Raw genomic sequence first — 14,618 nt, forward strand, 5'->3', positions numbered from 1 at the left:
GCAGCGACTTGAAAAGAAAATGTGGAGCTTAAGATGAAGACCCGCGCTGCTGTCGCATTCGAGGCCAAGAAGCCTCTTGAAATCGTCGAGGTCGATCTGGAAGGCCCGAAGGCCGGAGAAGTCCTCGTCGAGATAAAGGCGACCGGAATCTGTCACACCGACGCCTACACGCTCGATGGCTTCGACAGCGAAGGAATCTTTCCGTCGATCCTCGGTCATGAGGGCGCCGGCATCGTCCGCGAAGTGGGCGCGGGCGTGACGTCGGTCAAGGCAGGCGATCACGTGATTCCGCTCTACACACCGGAGTGCCGGCAGTGCAAAAGCTGCCTGAGCGGCAAGACCAATCTTTGTACCGCCATCCGCGCGACGCAGGGCAAGGGGCTGATGCCGGACGGCACTTCGCGCTTCAGCTATCAGGGCAAGCCGATCTACCACTATATGGGCTGCTCGACCTTCTCGAATTTTACCGTGCTGCCGGAGATCGCAGTGGCAAAGATCCGCGAGGACGCGCCCTTCGACAAGAGCTGCTACATCGGTTGCGGGGTGACGACGGGCGTTGGCGCCGTGGTCAATACCGCCAAGGTGACACCGGGCGCCAATGTCGTCGTGTTCGGTCTTGGCGGCATCGGGCTCAACGTCATCCAGGGCGCGAAGATGGTGGGCGCCGACAAGATCGTCGGTGTTGACATCAACGATTCCAAGGAGGATTGGGGCCGCCGCTTCGGCATGACGCATTTCGTCAACCCGACCAAGGTCAGTGACATCGTCCAGCATCTGGTCGGACTCACCGACGGCGGCGCCGACTTCACCTTCGACTGCACCGGCAACACCAATGTGATGCGGCAGGCGCTCGAAGCATGCCACCGCGGCTGGGGCGTCTCGGTCATTATCGGGGTCGCGGAGTCCGGCAAGGAAATCGCCACCCGGCCGTTCCAACTGGTGACCGGCCGGGTCTGGAAGGGCACGGCGTTTGGCGGCGCACGCGGCCGCACGGATGTGCCGAAAATCGTCGACTGGTACATGAACGGAAAGATCGAAATCGATCCGATGATCACGCACGTCCTCAAGCTGGAGGAGATCAACCAGGGATTCGATCTCATGCATCAGGGCAAGTCGATCCGCTCGGTTGTCGTGTTCTGAAATCAGAGAAACTTAAAACACAAGGAGGATAGGCCCATGACTGTTCATATTCACCCATCGGTCGATAACGGCGTAAAGAAGGGGACCGGCAGTTTTGCCGGCGGAACCCTTGTCTGCAAGTGCACGGACAGGCCGGTCAAGGTCGCCATCACGGGCGATGTGGCCCACAATCACGCCTGCGGATGCACCAAATGCTGGAAGCCCGCCGGCGCAACCTTCTCCGTCGTCGCTGTCGTCCCGCGCGACAATGTGAAGGTGCTCGAGAACGGCGACAAGCTGCAGATTGTCGACGCGTCGGCGACGATCCAGCGCTATGCCTGCAAGGCCTGCGGTACGCATATGTACGGCCGGATCGAGAACACCGGGCATCCATTCTATGGCCTCGACTTCATCCATCCCGAACTGTTCCAGGAAGGTGGATGGGCAGCCCCGGGGTTTGCCGCTTTCGTGTCGTCCGTGCTGGAGTCCGGCGTCCAACCGGGCGAGATGGATGGAATCAGGGCTCGGCTGAAGGAACTCGGGCTTGAGCCTTATGATTGCCTGTCACCGCCCTTGATGGATGCGATCTCCAGCCATGTGGCAAAGGCCAAGGCCAAAGCGGCTTGAACAAGGCGGCCTGAAACGGGCGCTGGCCTGATCCTGCCCGATTTCGAACCCGCGCTGATGGCGATCGCCATCAGCGGAGCCGCACGCCGAGAGCGCCACGAGGTCGTGCAATTCCTTCGTTGATGCCGGTGGGTAAAGCAGCCTGCCGGCTCTTGAGGTCATGCAACCATGCCGAGCCGGCAGGTCTCTGGCGCGACCGGCCCCGTTGACAATTCCCTGATATCGAAGCCTTCCGAGTTCTTTGCTCAGTCGCCATGTCGTCCATGGCAGGTTGCGGCGCGTGCAAGATCGGCTGCACTTGACCGACCGTCTGATTTTGCATGTTGCGGCGCGATGAGCTTTGTTGTGGCAGCCGCAATGCCTAAGGTGGGTATCTTCCGAAGGTGTTGACCCATCGCGCGGTTCCCTTCTATGGACGATGCTGCCTAGACCGCACAGACGTGACCTCGCGAGGATTTCCCACGATGCCGATCGCCACAGACGCCGCATTCATTCTACCCGACGATTACGTTGGCGCCGCGCTGATGGGGCGGATCTGGCGTCCCGATCTTGCCGGCCCGTCGGTGGTCGCGATCCGCCAGGACGGCGTGTTCGACATCACCGAGGATTTCCCCACCGCCAGCCAGCTCGCCGCCACTGCCGATCCGGCGCGGGCGCTGCGCGCCGCGCGCGGCGAGCGGGTAGGGACGCTGCAGGATCTTTTGAACAACACGCCGCCCGACACCCGCGATCCGACCAGGCCATGGCTGCTTGCCCCGATCGATCTGCAGGTGATCAAGGCCGCCGGCGTCACGTTCGCCGTGTCGATGCTGGAGCGGGTGATCGAGGAGCGGGCGCGCGGCAATCCGGATTCGGCGGAAGCGATCCGGGCCGAGGTGACGCGGATCGTCGGCACCGACCTGTCGCGGCTGAAGCCGGGCTCGGCCGAAGCGCAGCATGTAAAGGACGTGCTGGTTTCCCAGAATGCCTGGAGCCAGTATCTGGAAGTCGGCATCGGGCCGGACGCGGAGGTGTTTACCAAGGCTCCGGTCCTGTCGGCGGTGGGCACATGCGTGGATGCGGGCCTGCATCCAAAATCGACCTGGAATAATCCGGAGCCCGAGGTGGTGCTGGTGGTGACGAGCGACGGCCGCATCGTCGGCGCGACGCTTGGCAACGATGTCAATTTGCGCGACTTCGAAGGACGCTCGGCGCTGCTGTTGTCCAAGGCCAAGGACAATAACGCTTCCTGCGCCATCGGGCCGTTCGTGCGGTTCTTCGATGAAAGCTTCACGCTCGATGACGTGCGGAGAATGGAGATATCGCTGGAAGTAAAGGGGCCGGAAGGCTTCGTGCTGCACGGCGCATCCTCGCTGACCCAGATCAGCCGCGACCCGGCTGACATCGTCGGGCAGACGATCAACGAGAACCATCAATATCCCGACGGATTCGTGTTGTTCCTGGGTACGATGTTCGCGCCCATCCAGGACCGTGCCGCGAAGGGGCAGGGGTTCACCCATGTGGAAGGCGATCTGGTGACGGTCGCCAGCCCGAAACTCGGCCGGCTGACCAACCGGATGCGCCACAGCGGCGATTGCGAACCCTGGAAATTTGGCCTGACCGAGCTCTTCGCCGCGTTGATGCGCCGCACGGGCGCCAACCGAAGCGGCAATTAGCCTCAAGCCACGACAACCGGGAAGCACTCCGCAATGGCGAAAATCAGGATCGGTCTGGCTGGCTGCGGCTTCGTCTCCGAGCTGCACATGCATGCCTACCGGCGTGTTTACGGCGTGGATATTGAAGTCAGGGCCGTTGCGGCAAGAGGCGATCATGTCGTCGAGTTTGCCCGTCGCCACCAGATCCCGACGGCGTATCGCAGCTTTCGCGACTTGATCGCCGACGCTGATATCGATGTCATCGACATCTGCACGCCGCCCAATTTACACGCGTCGATGATCGTCGAGGCGATGCAGGCCGGTAAGCATGTGATCTGCGAGAAGCCGTTTGGAGGCTATTTCGGGCGCGAAGGCGACAAGCTGCCGATCGGCAAACATGTGCCAAAAGCACTGATGTACGAGCGGGTGCTGGAAGAAATGGCCGCGACCCGCGCGGCGATCGCCAAGACCGGCAGGCTCTTCATGTATGCGGAGGACTGGATCTACGCGCCGGCGGTGACCAAGACTGTGGAGGTCCTCAAGGCTACGAAAGATAAAATCCTGTTCATGAAGGGGGAGGAGAGTCACTCCGGCTCGCATGCCGCGCACGCCGCGCAATGGGCGATGACCGGCGGCGGCTCGCTGATCCGGATGGGATGCCATCCGCTCTCGGCGGTACTCTATCTCAAGCAGGTCGAAGCGAAGGCGCGCGGCGAGGCGATCAGCGTCGCAAGCGTGACGTGTGACGTCGGTAACGTCACGGCATGCCTGCGCACCGACGAACGGGCCGTGCTCAAGGCCAATCCCGTCGATGTCGAGGATTGGGGGATGCTCACGGCCACCTTTTCCGATGGCACCAAGGCCACGGTTTTTTCCGGTGACATGATCCCCGGCGGCGTCCGGAATCTGATCGAAACCTATACCAGCAGCGGCGCGCTGTTCGCCAACATCACGCCGAATACGCACATGATGAGCTATCAGACCAGCGAGGAGAAGCTCGCAAGCGTCTACATCACCGAAAAGGTCGACCGGAAGACCGGCTGGCAATATGTCTGTATCGAGGAGGAATGGACGCGCGGCTACGTGCAGGAAATCCAGGACTTCATGGAATGCGTCGCAACCGGCCGGCAACCGCTTTCGGATCTTGCGCTGGCTTTTGAGACGATCAAGGTCAACTACGCCGGCTATTGGGCCGCGGAGGAGGGGCGGCGCGTTACGTTGTGAAGCTTTGATGAGATCCGATTGTTGCGCGTCCGGTGGCCACATGGTTCGAGACGCCGCTTCGCGGCTCCTCACCATGAGGGTCCATCACCTCGTGCGGTGCGAGACCTCATCCTGAGGAGCGGCGTTAGCCGCGTCTCGAAGGATGAAGCCCCGAACTGGAAAGCCCTAGACCGCGTACACCGACGATTTCGGCAGCGGGAACACCGGGTCCTGCGTTCTGATATTGGTCGGCTAAACCACCGAGATATGCTCGCCGGCATTCTGCATCACGACCGGGGTCGAGCGCTCGTTCTGGCCGGAGAGCGGCGTGCCGGGCCGATAGAATTTTACGCCGTAGCCCTGGATGGTGCCGCCCGGCGGGATGTCGACGTCGAGCGCCGCCTTGCGAATGGCCTCGGGATCGAAACCGCCGTATTTTTCCTTGGCGACGGGCAGCACGTTGTTGAGCAGGATCCAGGTCTGGTTGAAGCCCATCGAGCAGTGCGGCGGAACGTCGGTCGCGCCGGTCTTCTCCTTGTAGCGTGCGATCATGGTTTTGGTGAGGTCGCCTATGCCGGGCGCCAGTTTGGCGGGATCGAGCAATTGTGCGGGCACCGGATCGATGTTGCAGAAATTGTCGATGTCGGCTGCGAACGTCGCACGCAACTTGTCGAGTTGGCTGTAGCCCGCGCCGGCGCCGAACAGCATCTTGAACTTGAGGCCGTTCTCGCGTGCCTGGCGCAGGAAGAGGGTGATATCAGGGTTGTATCCCGCGTGCGAGATCACGTCGGCCTTGGCACGCTTGAGCTTGGTGACCAGCACCGAGAGGTCGGGGGCGGACGCCGAATAACCTTCCCTGAGCACGACCTGAAGGCCTGCCTCCTTGGAATACGGCGGCAACGCCGACCCCATAAGGGCCGTCCTCGTGAATCAGCGCGACCTTGACGTCCTTGGGCTCCATGCCGAGCTTGGTTTTGGCGTGCTCGTTGATGAAGCCCGCAAAGGCCTGGCCGTACTGGTCGGAATGGATCTGCGCGCGGAAGACGTATTGCAAGTTCTTGTCCTTGAACACGGCGGTCGAAACCGCGGTCGTGATCCAAAGGATCTTTTTCTGCTGCTCGACCTTGGCGGCGAGCGGGACCGCGTGCGAGCTCGCATAAACGCCGTTGATGATGTCGATCTTCTCCTGGTCGATCAGGCGATTGGCCTCATTGATCGCAACGTCGGGCTTGCTCTGGGAATCGGCGGCGACGGGGGAAACTTTGTACTTGCCGCCGATGCCGCCCTTCTCGTTGACGAGGTCGATGGCAATCTGCGCGCCGATCGAGGAGGCGACCGACCCGCCGGCAGCAAAGGGCCCGGTCAAGTCGTAGATCAGGCCGATGCGCACCGTTTCGGCTTGTGCCTGCGCGCGTGTCCAATCGAGGCTGAATGCGGCGGCCGCCGCGGCAGAAGTCTTCAGCAGCGTTCTGCGTGAAGTCGGCATCGTGTCCTCCCACTGATTATTATTGCCGGACTGGTTCTTCCAGTTCTCGGCCAAGTATTTGGAGAACACGGCGAGAAGTCAACCTGTGCGCGCGTCATGGGCTGCTCATGCCGGCGGAAACGCGTGGCCAGGCAGGAAGCGGGGCTCACCAACTAAAGTCTGATAGCGGAAGGGAGGATGCGAACTTCGTTTCGCTGGTTTGGTTTTCAATCGCGAGCACCCTGCGTGGCCGTCATGTTCAAGAGGCTCCGGCGCATTTCTGTGTTGGAGCGCCAGGTCGACCAGCTTGATGTTCAGCCAGTCCGTTTGCATTCGCATATCGCGCTATCGGCGTTTGCCGCGCGCCGAGGTGCGGGTGATCCTTATCCTGCCATGGGTCCGCGGCAGGAACTGCGCGCCGCGGGCGCTGAGGAACTCCAGCATGGCGCGTGCCGGCGGCAGCAAAATCTTGTCCTTCCGGGAAAGGACGAACCATTGCCTGATGACGGGAAGGCCAACCACGTCGAGCGTGACCAGCCGCCGCTCGTCGAGCTCGGTGGCGACGGTGTGCGCCGAAATGAATGCAATTCCGAGACCCGCGATCACAGCCTGCTTGATCGTCTCGTTGCTGCTCATTGCCATGCCAATTTTCGGCCGGATTCCAGCCGTTTCGAACAGCTGCTCCATTAGGCCGCGCGTGCCGGAACCTGGTTCGCGCGTCAGGAATGTTTCGTCAGCAAGGTCGCTCAGCGGGATGCGGGATTTTCGCACCAGGCGATGGCTTGTCGGCGCGATGATGACATGGGGATGATCGCCGATGGGGTGAACGTCCATGTCGATGTCGGCTGGTGGGCGGCCCATGATCGCGAAATCGAGATCATAGCCGCGTAGCGCGGTGCCGATCTCCTGCCGGTTTCCGATCGAGAGTGTGACATCGATGTTCGGATGGCGTTTCGAAAATCCGGAGATCATGAACGGCACGAAATATTTCGCGGTGCTGACGGCGCCGATCGAGATGCGGCCCGCGGTCTTTCCCGCCATCATCTCGAGCGAGGTCTCACAGTCCGCAATCGCCGCTTCGATACGCTCGGAGAGCGAGAGCACCTCTCGCCCGGCATCGGTCAACAGCATCCCGTCACTGGTGCGCTGAATCAGGGGCAGACCTGCAAGCTCCTGCAGATTGCGGATCTGCAGCGTGACCGCCGGCTGCGTGAGATGCAGATGTTTGGCGGCGGCAGTCACCGAGCGGTCCTTGTGAACCGCGGCGAGCGCGCGCAGCTGGCGAATGGTCAATTCCCGCGGAAACCTGCCTGCCATGGGTTCATCCAATATAAGAAAAACTTTGCCAAAGCCAAAGATAAGAAAATTTCACTAATTTTGCAAACTGGGTTGTTGTTAGGCGGCGGCGTGCCGAACGGCATGACGCGTTGGAGTGGCTCCGAAGAGGGCGCCAATCGGGGAACGGCCATGGACGCACGTACAACCTTATGCTCGCATCTCGATCATGCTGGGTCGGAGACGCCGACCGGTCCCGCCGTGGCCGCCGTGATCGAGGCGATTGCCGCCGCGGCGATCGACCTTTCCGATCTCATCGCCGACGGACCGCTGGCCGGCATTACCGGACGAACCCGTGGCGTCAATTCCGATGGCGACCATCAGAAGGATATCGACCTCGCCGCCGACGCGATGATGCGTGCGGCGCTACGTGCCGCCCCGGTCGCTGCCGTCCTGTCCGAGGAAATGGATCTGCCCGAAGTGCTCAATGCCGAGGCGTCGCTCTGCGTCGCCATCGACCCGCTCGACGGATCGGCCAACCTTGAAAACAACATCTCGGTCGGAACCATCTTTTCGATTCGTTCGCGCGGCAACGATCTTATCTCCACCTTCTTCGAACCTGGGACGGCGCAGTGCGCCGCAGGTTTCGTGGTCTATGGCCCTCAGACCACGCTGGTTCTGGCGTTCGACGAGCGTGTCGACATCTTCATTCTGGACCGGCGGTCCCGGGAGTTCCTGCTGATCGCGCCTCGCGTGACGATCGCGTCCGACACGCCTGAATTCGCCATCAACGCGTCGAACCGGCGGCACTGGCATGGGCCGGTGCGGACCTATATCGACGAATGCCTCGCCGGCACGAGCGGCAACGGTTCGGCCGATTTCAATATGCGCTGGATCGGGTCGCTGGTCGCGGAGTCGCTTCGTATTCTCGTCCGTGGCGGCGTGTTCCTGTACCCGGCGGACGCGCGTCCGGGATATCGCGACGGACGTCTCCGTCTGCTTTACGAAGCGCATCCGATGGCCCTCGTGATGGAGTGGGCGGGCGGGGCGGCGACCACCGGCCGCCGGCGCATTCTCGAACTTTCGGCGAAAACACCACACCAGCGGGTGCCGCTGATCATGGGATCGACGCGCGGCGTTCGCGACGTTGCCGCCATTCACGAAGGTATCGAACCGATGTTCGACAATAGCGACGCGCCGCTGTTCGCGCGGCGTGGCCTGTTTCTCTGACCGGAAAGAGCAGATGTCGCGCAGCTATCCCATCATATCGATTACCGGATCATCCGGTGCCGGCACGACCTCGGTGAAGAGGACGTTCGAAAACATCTTCCGCCGCGAAAACGTCGCGGCCGCCTATGTCGAGGGCGACGCGTTCCACCGCTACAACCGCCTTGAGATGCGTACAAAAATGGCTGAGGAGGCCGAGCGCGGCAACAAGCATTTCAGCCATTTCAGCCCGGAAACAAACCTGTTCGAGGAACTGGAGAAATTATTCCGCGACTACGGCGAGTCCGGGACCGGAACCGTCAGGCACTATGTGCACGATCATGAAGAGGCCAGGCTCTATGGCGCAGATCCGGGCACATTCACCGAATGGACGCCGTTGCCCGAAAAGTCGGATCTGTTGTTCTATGAAGGTCTGCATGGCGCTGTCGTGACCGACAAGGTGAATATCGCGCAGCATGCCGATCTCAAGATCGGCGTCGTTCCCGTGATCAATCTGGAGTGGATCCAGAAGCTGCATCGCGACCGCAGCGACCGCGGCTACACCGCCGAGGCGGTGACCGATACCATCCTGCGGCGGATGCCGGACTACATAAATTACATCTGCCCGCAATTCACCGAAACCGACATCAACTTCCAGCGCGTGCCGACGGTCGACACGTCGAACCCGTTCATTGCGCGCTGGATACCGACGCCAGACGAATCGATGGTGGTGATCCGGCTCAAAAATCCGCGCGGCATCGATTTTCCCTACCTGCTGTCGATGATTCCGAACAGCTTCATGTCGCGAGCCAATTCGATCGTGATCCACGGCTCGAAGCTCGATCTCGCGATGCAGCTCATCCTCACCCCTCTGATCCTGCAACTGATGGAACGCAAGAGGCGCATGCTATGACCGAATCCGCTCTGTCCCGTATCGCCACCCAGCCGGCCGTCTCGCATGCTGAAATGGCGAATGCGATCCGCTTTCTGGCCATCGACGCCGTCGAAAACGCGAAGTCGGGCCATCCCGGCATGCCGATGGGGATGGCCGATGTCGCCACGGTGCTGTTTTCGCGCTTCCTCAAATTCGATGCCTCCGATCCGACGTGGCCGGACCGCGACCGGTTCATATTGTCGGCCGGCCACGGCTCGATGCTGCTGTATGCGTTGCTGCATCTGACCGGCTACGCGGGCGTGACGACGGACGAGCTGAAGGCGTTCAGGCAGTGGGGATCGAAAACCCCAGGCCATCCGGAATACGGGCACACGCCCGGCGTGGAGACGACCACGGGGCCGCTGGGGCAGGGGATCGCTACTGCGGTCGGGATGGCGCTGGCGGAGCGCCTGATGAATGCGCGCTTCGGCGACGATCTTGTCGATCACTACACCTACGTGATCGCCGGCGACGGCTGCCTGATGGAGGGCATCAGCCAGGAGGCGATTTCGCTGGCGGGACATCTCAAGCTCGGCCGCTTGATCGTGCTGTATGACGACAATGAAATCTCGATCGATGGATCGACCTCACTGTCATGCTCGGACGACCAGATCGCGCGCTTCAAGGCGTCAGGCTGGTCGGCGATCCGGATCGATGGCCACGACCCCGAGGCGGTTGCGGCGGCGATCCGACAGGCCCGGCACGACAGCCGGCCATCCCTGATAGCCTGCCGCACGGTAATCGGTTTCGGCGCGCCCAACCGTCAGGGGACGGAAAAGGCGCATGGCGCGCCGCTCGGTGCGGATGAAATCGAGAAGACGCGCGGCGCATTGGACTGGCCGCACGCGCCATTCCAGGTTCCAGACGCCGTAGCCGATGTCTGGCGCGAAGTAGGTGCACAGGGATATGCGGCGCGGCGGGCGTGGATCGAGCGCAGCAGACGCCTCAGTTCGGCTGGCCGGTCGCCGTTCCACGACGCGCTGAATCGAAAGCTGCCCTGTGGATATGCCGACGTGATGGCGCAGATACGGACCCGGTTCGGTAGCGAACGGCCGAAAATCGCGACTCGGCAGGCGTCGCAATTGGTGATCGACGTGATCGCGGAAGCGCTGCCCAATCTGCTGGGTGGCTCGGCCGACCTGACCCATTCGAACCTGACGCGCGCAAAGACGCAACAACCGGTGCGGCCCGATACGCTCGATGGCAGCTATATCCATTACGGCGTCCGCGAGCATGCCATGGCCGCTGCGATGAACGGCATCGCATTGCATGGCGGCTTCATCCCATATGGCGGCACGTTTCTCAGCTTTGCCGATTACAGCCGCCCTGCGATCAGGCTGGCCGCGTTGATGGGGATCCGCGTCATCCATGTGATGACGCATGATTCCATCGGACTGGGCGAAGACGGTCCGACGCATCAGCCGGTCGAGCATCTGGCGTCGCTGCGGGCGATACCGAATCTGCTGGTATTTCGCCCCGGCGACGCGGTCGAGACGGCGGAGGCGTGGGACTGCGCGTTGCGGGCAGATACCAATCCCTCGGTGCTGTGTCTGTCGCGACAGGCGCTCCAGACGTTCCGCGAAGAGACCAACGAAACCAACCTGGTCGCGTTCGGCGCCTACGTCGTCGTTGAACCGGAGGCCGGCCGCGACGTCACCTTGATCGCAACCGGCTCCGAAGTATCGATCGCGCTCGAGGCGGCAAGCCTGCTGGAGAAAGACAATGTCCGCGCCGCGGTCGTCTCGGCGCCGTGCTTTGAGCTGTTTCGCCGGCAATCCCGCGAATACCGCACCGCCGTTCTGGGACGCGTGCCGAGGGTCGGCGTCGAAGCCGCGATCGAGGGCGACTGGGCGCGCTGGCTTGGCGATGGCGGCGAATTCATCGGCATGACCGGCTTCGGCGCCTCGGCGCCGGCGGAAACGCTTTACCGCGAATTCGGCATCACCGCCGATGAGGTCGCAAAGGCCGCGCTGCGCTGCATCGCGCGCTCACGGATGGCGACGACCTACGCATGACACCCATACGCCGATCAACGACACGGAGGCTCCGATGGCGCGAATTACCTTGAGGCAATTGCTGGATCATGCCGCCGAGCGCGGCTACGGCGTGCCGGCCTTCAACATCAACAATATGGAGCAGGGGCTCGCGATCATGGATGCGGCGGCGGCCGTCGATGCGCCCGTGATCATCCAGGCCTCGCGGGGCGCGCGCTCCTATGCCAACGACATCATGCTGGCGAAGATGATCGACGCGCTGGAAGAGATGTACCCGCAGATTCCGCTCTGCCTGCATCAGGACCACGGCAACGAGGAATCGACCTGCGCGACCGCGCTTCAACACGGCTTCACCTCTGTGATGATGGACGGTTCGCTGAAGGCCGATGCCAAGACCCCGGCGAGCTACGACTACAACGTCGACATCACCCGCCGGGTGGTCGACATGGCGCACTGGATCGGCGCCTCGGTGGAAGGCGAGTTGGGCGTGCTCGGCTCGCTCGAGCATGGCGGCGGCGAGCAGGAGGACGGCCATGGCGTCGAGGGCGAGGTCAGCCACGATCAACTGCTGACCGATCCGGACCAGGCGGTCGATTTCGTTCGCGCCACCAAAGTCGATGCGCTGGCGATTGCGATGGGTACCTCGCATGGCGCGTACAAATTCTCGCGCAAGCCGGACGGCGACATTCTTGCGATGCGGGTGGTGGAGGAGATCCATCGCCGGCTGCCCAATACGCATCTGGTGATGCACGGTTCGTCGTCGGTGCCGCAACCGCTGCAGGACGCCTTCAATGCATTCGGCGGCGAGATGCCGCAGACCTGGGGCGTCCCGGTCGAGGAAATCGTCCGCGGCATCAAGCATGGTGTCCGCAAGGTCAATATCGACACCGACTGCCGGCTGGCGATGACCGCCGCGTTCCGCAAGGTGGCGACGCAAAACAGAAGCGAATTCGATCCGCGTAAATTCCTGAAACCGGCGATGGACGCGCTGCGCGACCTCTGCCGCGAGCGCTTCGAGCAGTTCGGGACCGCGGGCCGCGCCTCAGAGATCAAGGTCATTCCGTTGGCCGAGATGGCCAAGCGCTACCGCTCGGGCGCGCTCGATCCACGCATGGGAGGAATGGCCGATGCCGCCGAATGAACTGATGACCGCCTCGATCCCGACCAGCCGCCGCACGCAACACGAGGAGACCAACATGAACCAGCACTCGATGACGATCCACGGCAAGGATCGCTACAAGTCCGGCGTGATGGAATACAAGAAGATGGGCTACTGGGAGCCCGACTACGCGCCCAAGGACACCGACATCATCGCGCTGTTCCGGGTGACGCCGCAGGACGGCGTCGATCCGGTCGAAGCCTCCGCAGCGGTGGCCGGCGAATCCTCCACCGCGACATGGACGGTGGTCTGGACCGACCGGCTGACGGCGGCGGAAAAATACCGCGCGAAATGCTTCCGCGTCGATCCCGTGCCGAACTCACCGGGGCAGTATTTCGCCTATATCGCCTATGACCTCGATCTGTTCGAGTCCGGATCGATCGCCAATCTCTCGGCCTCCATTATCGGCAACGTGTTCGGATTCAAGCCGCTGAAGGCATTGCGGCTCGAGGACATGCGGTTGCCGGTGGCCTATGTGAAGACATTCCAGGGACCGGCGACCGGCATCGTGGTTGAGCGCGAGCGGATGGACAAGTTCGGCCGGCCGCTGCTCGGTGCCACCGTGAAGCCGAAGCTCGGCCTGTCCGGCCGAAACTATGGACGCGTGGTCTACGAGGCGCTGAAGGGCGGGCTCGACTTCACCAAGGATGACGAGAACATCAACTCACAGCCTTTCATGCACTGGCGGGAGCGGTTCCTCTATTGCATGGAGGCCGTCAACAAGGCGCAGGCCGCGTCTGGCGAGATCAAGGGCACTTATCTCAACGTCACCGCCGGCACCATGGAGGACATGTACGAGCGCGCCGAATTCGCCAAGGAGCTTGGTTCGGTCATCATCATGATCGATCTCGTGATCGGCTACACCGCGATCCAGTCGATGGCCAAATGGGCGCGCCGCAACGACATGATCCTGCATCTGCATCGGGCAGGGCACTCGACCTATACGAGACAGCGCAGCCACGGCGTTTCGTTCCGCGTTATCGCGAAGTGGATGCGGCTTGCGGGCGTCGACCACATCCATGCCGGCACCGTGGTCGGAAAACTGGAAGGCGATCCCGCGACCACGCGCGGCTACTATGACATCTGCCGCGAGGACTACAATCCGGCGCGGCTGGAGCATGGCGTGTTCTTCGACCAGCACTGGGCGAGCCTCAACAAGCTGATGCCGGTGGCGTCTGGCGGCATTCATGCCGGCCAGATGCACCAACTGCTCGATCATCTCGGCGAAGACGTGATCCTGCAGTTCGGCGGCGGCACCATTGGCCATCCCATGGGCATCCAGGCCGGCGCCACCGCCAACCGCGTGGCGCTGGAAGCGATGATCCTCGCGCGCAACGAAGGCCGCGACTATCTGCACGAAGGCCCCGAGATTCTCGCCAAGGCGGCAGAGACCTGCACGCCGCTGAAGGCGGCGCTCGAGGTCTGGAAGGACGTCACCTTCAACTATGAATCGACCGACATGCCGGACTATGTCCCCACGCCCTCGGTCGCGATGTAAGGAGTGGAAATCATGCGCATTACCCAAGGCTGCTTCTCGTTCCTGCCCGACCTCACCGACGAGCAGATTTCCCGCCAGGTCCAGTACTGCCTGGAGCAGGGCTGGGCGGTGAACATCGAGTTCACCGACGACCCGCATCCCCGCAACAATTTCTGGGAAATGTGGGGACTGCCGATGTTCGATCTCCGCGACGCCGCCGGCGTGATGATGGAGCTGAACGAATGCCGCAAGGTGTATGGTAACAGCTACATCCGGCTGTCGGCGTTCGATTCCAGTCACGGCTGGGAATCGGTGCGGCTGTCCTTCATCGTCAACCGGCCGAAGGAGGAGCCCGGCTTCCGCCTTGATCGGCATGAAGTGGCCGGCCGCAACATCCGCTACACGACCAGCTCATACGCCGCCGATCGTCCGGAGGGCCGGCGCTACGGCTAGGCACGCGTTCGGTCCGGCAGACGCGTTCTCCCTGAACGTGCCTGCGTCCGCCGGATGCACTGCTCCGTCGCT

General features: G+C 62.3%; 11 protein-coding genes and 1 pseudogene. 10 read left to right on the top strand and 2 right to left on the bottom strand.

What is annotated here, in order from left to right:
• Positions 1-33 precede the first annotated feature (33 nt).
• The 4 genes from JQ624_RS19160 to JQ624_RS19175 all read left to right on the top strand — a co-directional run bounded on the left by JQ624_RS19160 (position 34) and on the right by JQ624_RS19175 (position 4,604).
• A complete protein-coding gene (locus JQ624_RS19160) occupies positions 34-1,140 on the top strand; it encodes an S-(hydroxymethyl)glutathione dehydrogenase/class III alcohol dehydrogenase (RefSeq protein ID WP_212420461.1) in 1,107 nt (368 codons plus the stop codon).
• 36 nt (positions 1,141-1,176) lie between these two features.
• Positions 1,177-1,746, top strand: a complete 570-nt coding sequence (gene gfa, locus JQ624_RS19165) for an S-(hydroxymethyl)glutathione synthase (protein ID WP_212420462.1) — start codon at positions 1,177-1,179, stop codon at positions 1,744-1,746.
• 464 nt (positions 1,747-2,210) lie between these two features.
• Entirely contained in the window at positions 2,211-3,401 is a 1,191-nt protein-coding gene (locus JQ624_RS19170; RefSeq protein ID WP_212420463.1) for a fumarylacetoacetate hydrolase family protein, read from the top strand.
• Positions 3,402-3,434: 33 nt separating this feature from the next.
• Entirely contained in the window at positions 3,435-4,604 is a 1,170-nt protein-coding gene (locus JQ624_RS19175; RefSeq protein ID WP_212420464.1) for a Gfo/Idh/MocA family protein, read from the top strand.
• A gap of 231 nt (positions 4,605-4,835) precedes the next feature.
• Here the strand turns inward: JQ624_RS19175 and JQ624_RS19180 are convergent.
• Together JQ624_RS19180 and JQ624_RS19185 are read right to left on the bottom strand one after the other, a co-directional pair.
• Positions 4,836-6,069 (bottom strand): annotated as a pseudogene (locus JQ624_RS19180) (ABC transporter substrate-binding protein).
• A gap of 324 nt (positions 6,070-6,393) precedes the next feature.
• Entirely contained in the window at positions 6,394-7,365 is a 972-nt protein-coding gene (locus JQ624_RS19185; RefSeq protein ID WP_212420465.1) for a LysR family transcriptional regulator, read from the bottom strand.
• Between the two features lie 150 nt (positions 7,366-7,515).
• Between JQ624_RS19185 and JQ624_RS19190 the strand changes: the two genes are divergently transcribed.
• The 6 genes from JQ624_RS19190 to JQ624_RS19215 are packed head-to-tail and all read left to right on the top strand — an operon-like array spanning position 7,516 to position 14,546.
• On the top strand, positions 7,516-8,553 hold the full coding sequence (locus tag JQ624_RS19190) for a class 1 fructose-bisphosphatase (RefSeq protein WP_212420593.1): 1,038 nt from the start codon (positions 7,516-7,518) through the stop codon (positions 8,551-8,553).
• 13 nt (positions 8,554-8,566) lie between these two features.
• The gene (locus JQ624_RS19195; protein ID WP_212420466.1) at positions 8,567-9,442 is read left to right on the top strand and encodes a phosphoribulokinase; all 876 of its coding nucleotides are present in this window, start codon (positions 8,567-8,569) and stop codon (positions 9,440-9,442) included.
• Positions 9,439-11,478 (top strand): transketolase, encoded by a 2,040-nt coding sequence (tkt, locus tag JQ624_RS19200; RefSeq protein WP_212420467.1) that lies wholly within the window; start codon positions 9,439-9,441, stop codon positions 11,476-11,478. The genes JQ624_RS19195 and tkt overlap by 4 nt, the downstream gene beginning before the upstream one ends.
• Positions 11,479-11,512: 34 nt before the next feature.
• Positions 11,513-12,598, top strand: coding sequence for a class II fructose-bisphosphate aldolase (fba, locus tag JQ624_RS19205; protein WP_212420468.1), 1,086 nt, complete (start codon positions 11,513-11,515; stop codon positions 12,596-12,598).
• A gap of 55 nt (positions 12,599-12,653) precedes the next feature.
• Positions 12,654-14,114: a form I ribulose bisphosphate carboxylase large subunit gene (locus JQ624_RS19210; RefSeq protein ID WP_212420594.1), complete on the top strand. Its 1,461-nt coding sequence runs from the start codon at positions 12,654-12,656 to the stop codon at positions 14,112-14,114.
• A 12-nt stretch (positions 14,115-14,126) separates the two neighbouring features.
• The gene (locus tag JQ624_RS19215; protein WP_212420469.1) at positions 14,127-14,546 is read left to right on the top strand and encodes a ribulose bisphosphate carboxylase small subunit; all 420 of its coding nucleotides are present in this window, start codon (positions 14,127-14,129) and stop codon (positions 14,544-14,546) included.
• Positions 14,547-14,618 lie beyond the last annotated feature (72 nt).

This window comes from Bradyrhizobium sp. AUGA SZCCT0283, from assembly GCF_018130385.1.
GTDB lineage: Bacteria > Pseudomonadota > Alphaproteobacteria > Rhizobiales > Xanthobacteraceae > Bradyrhizobium.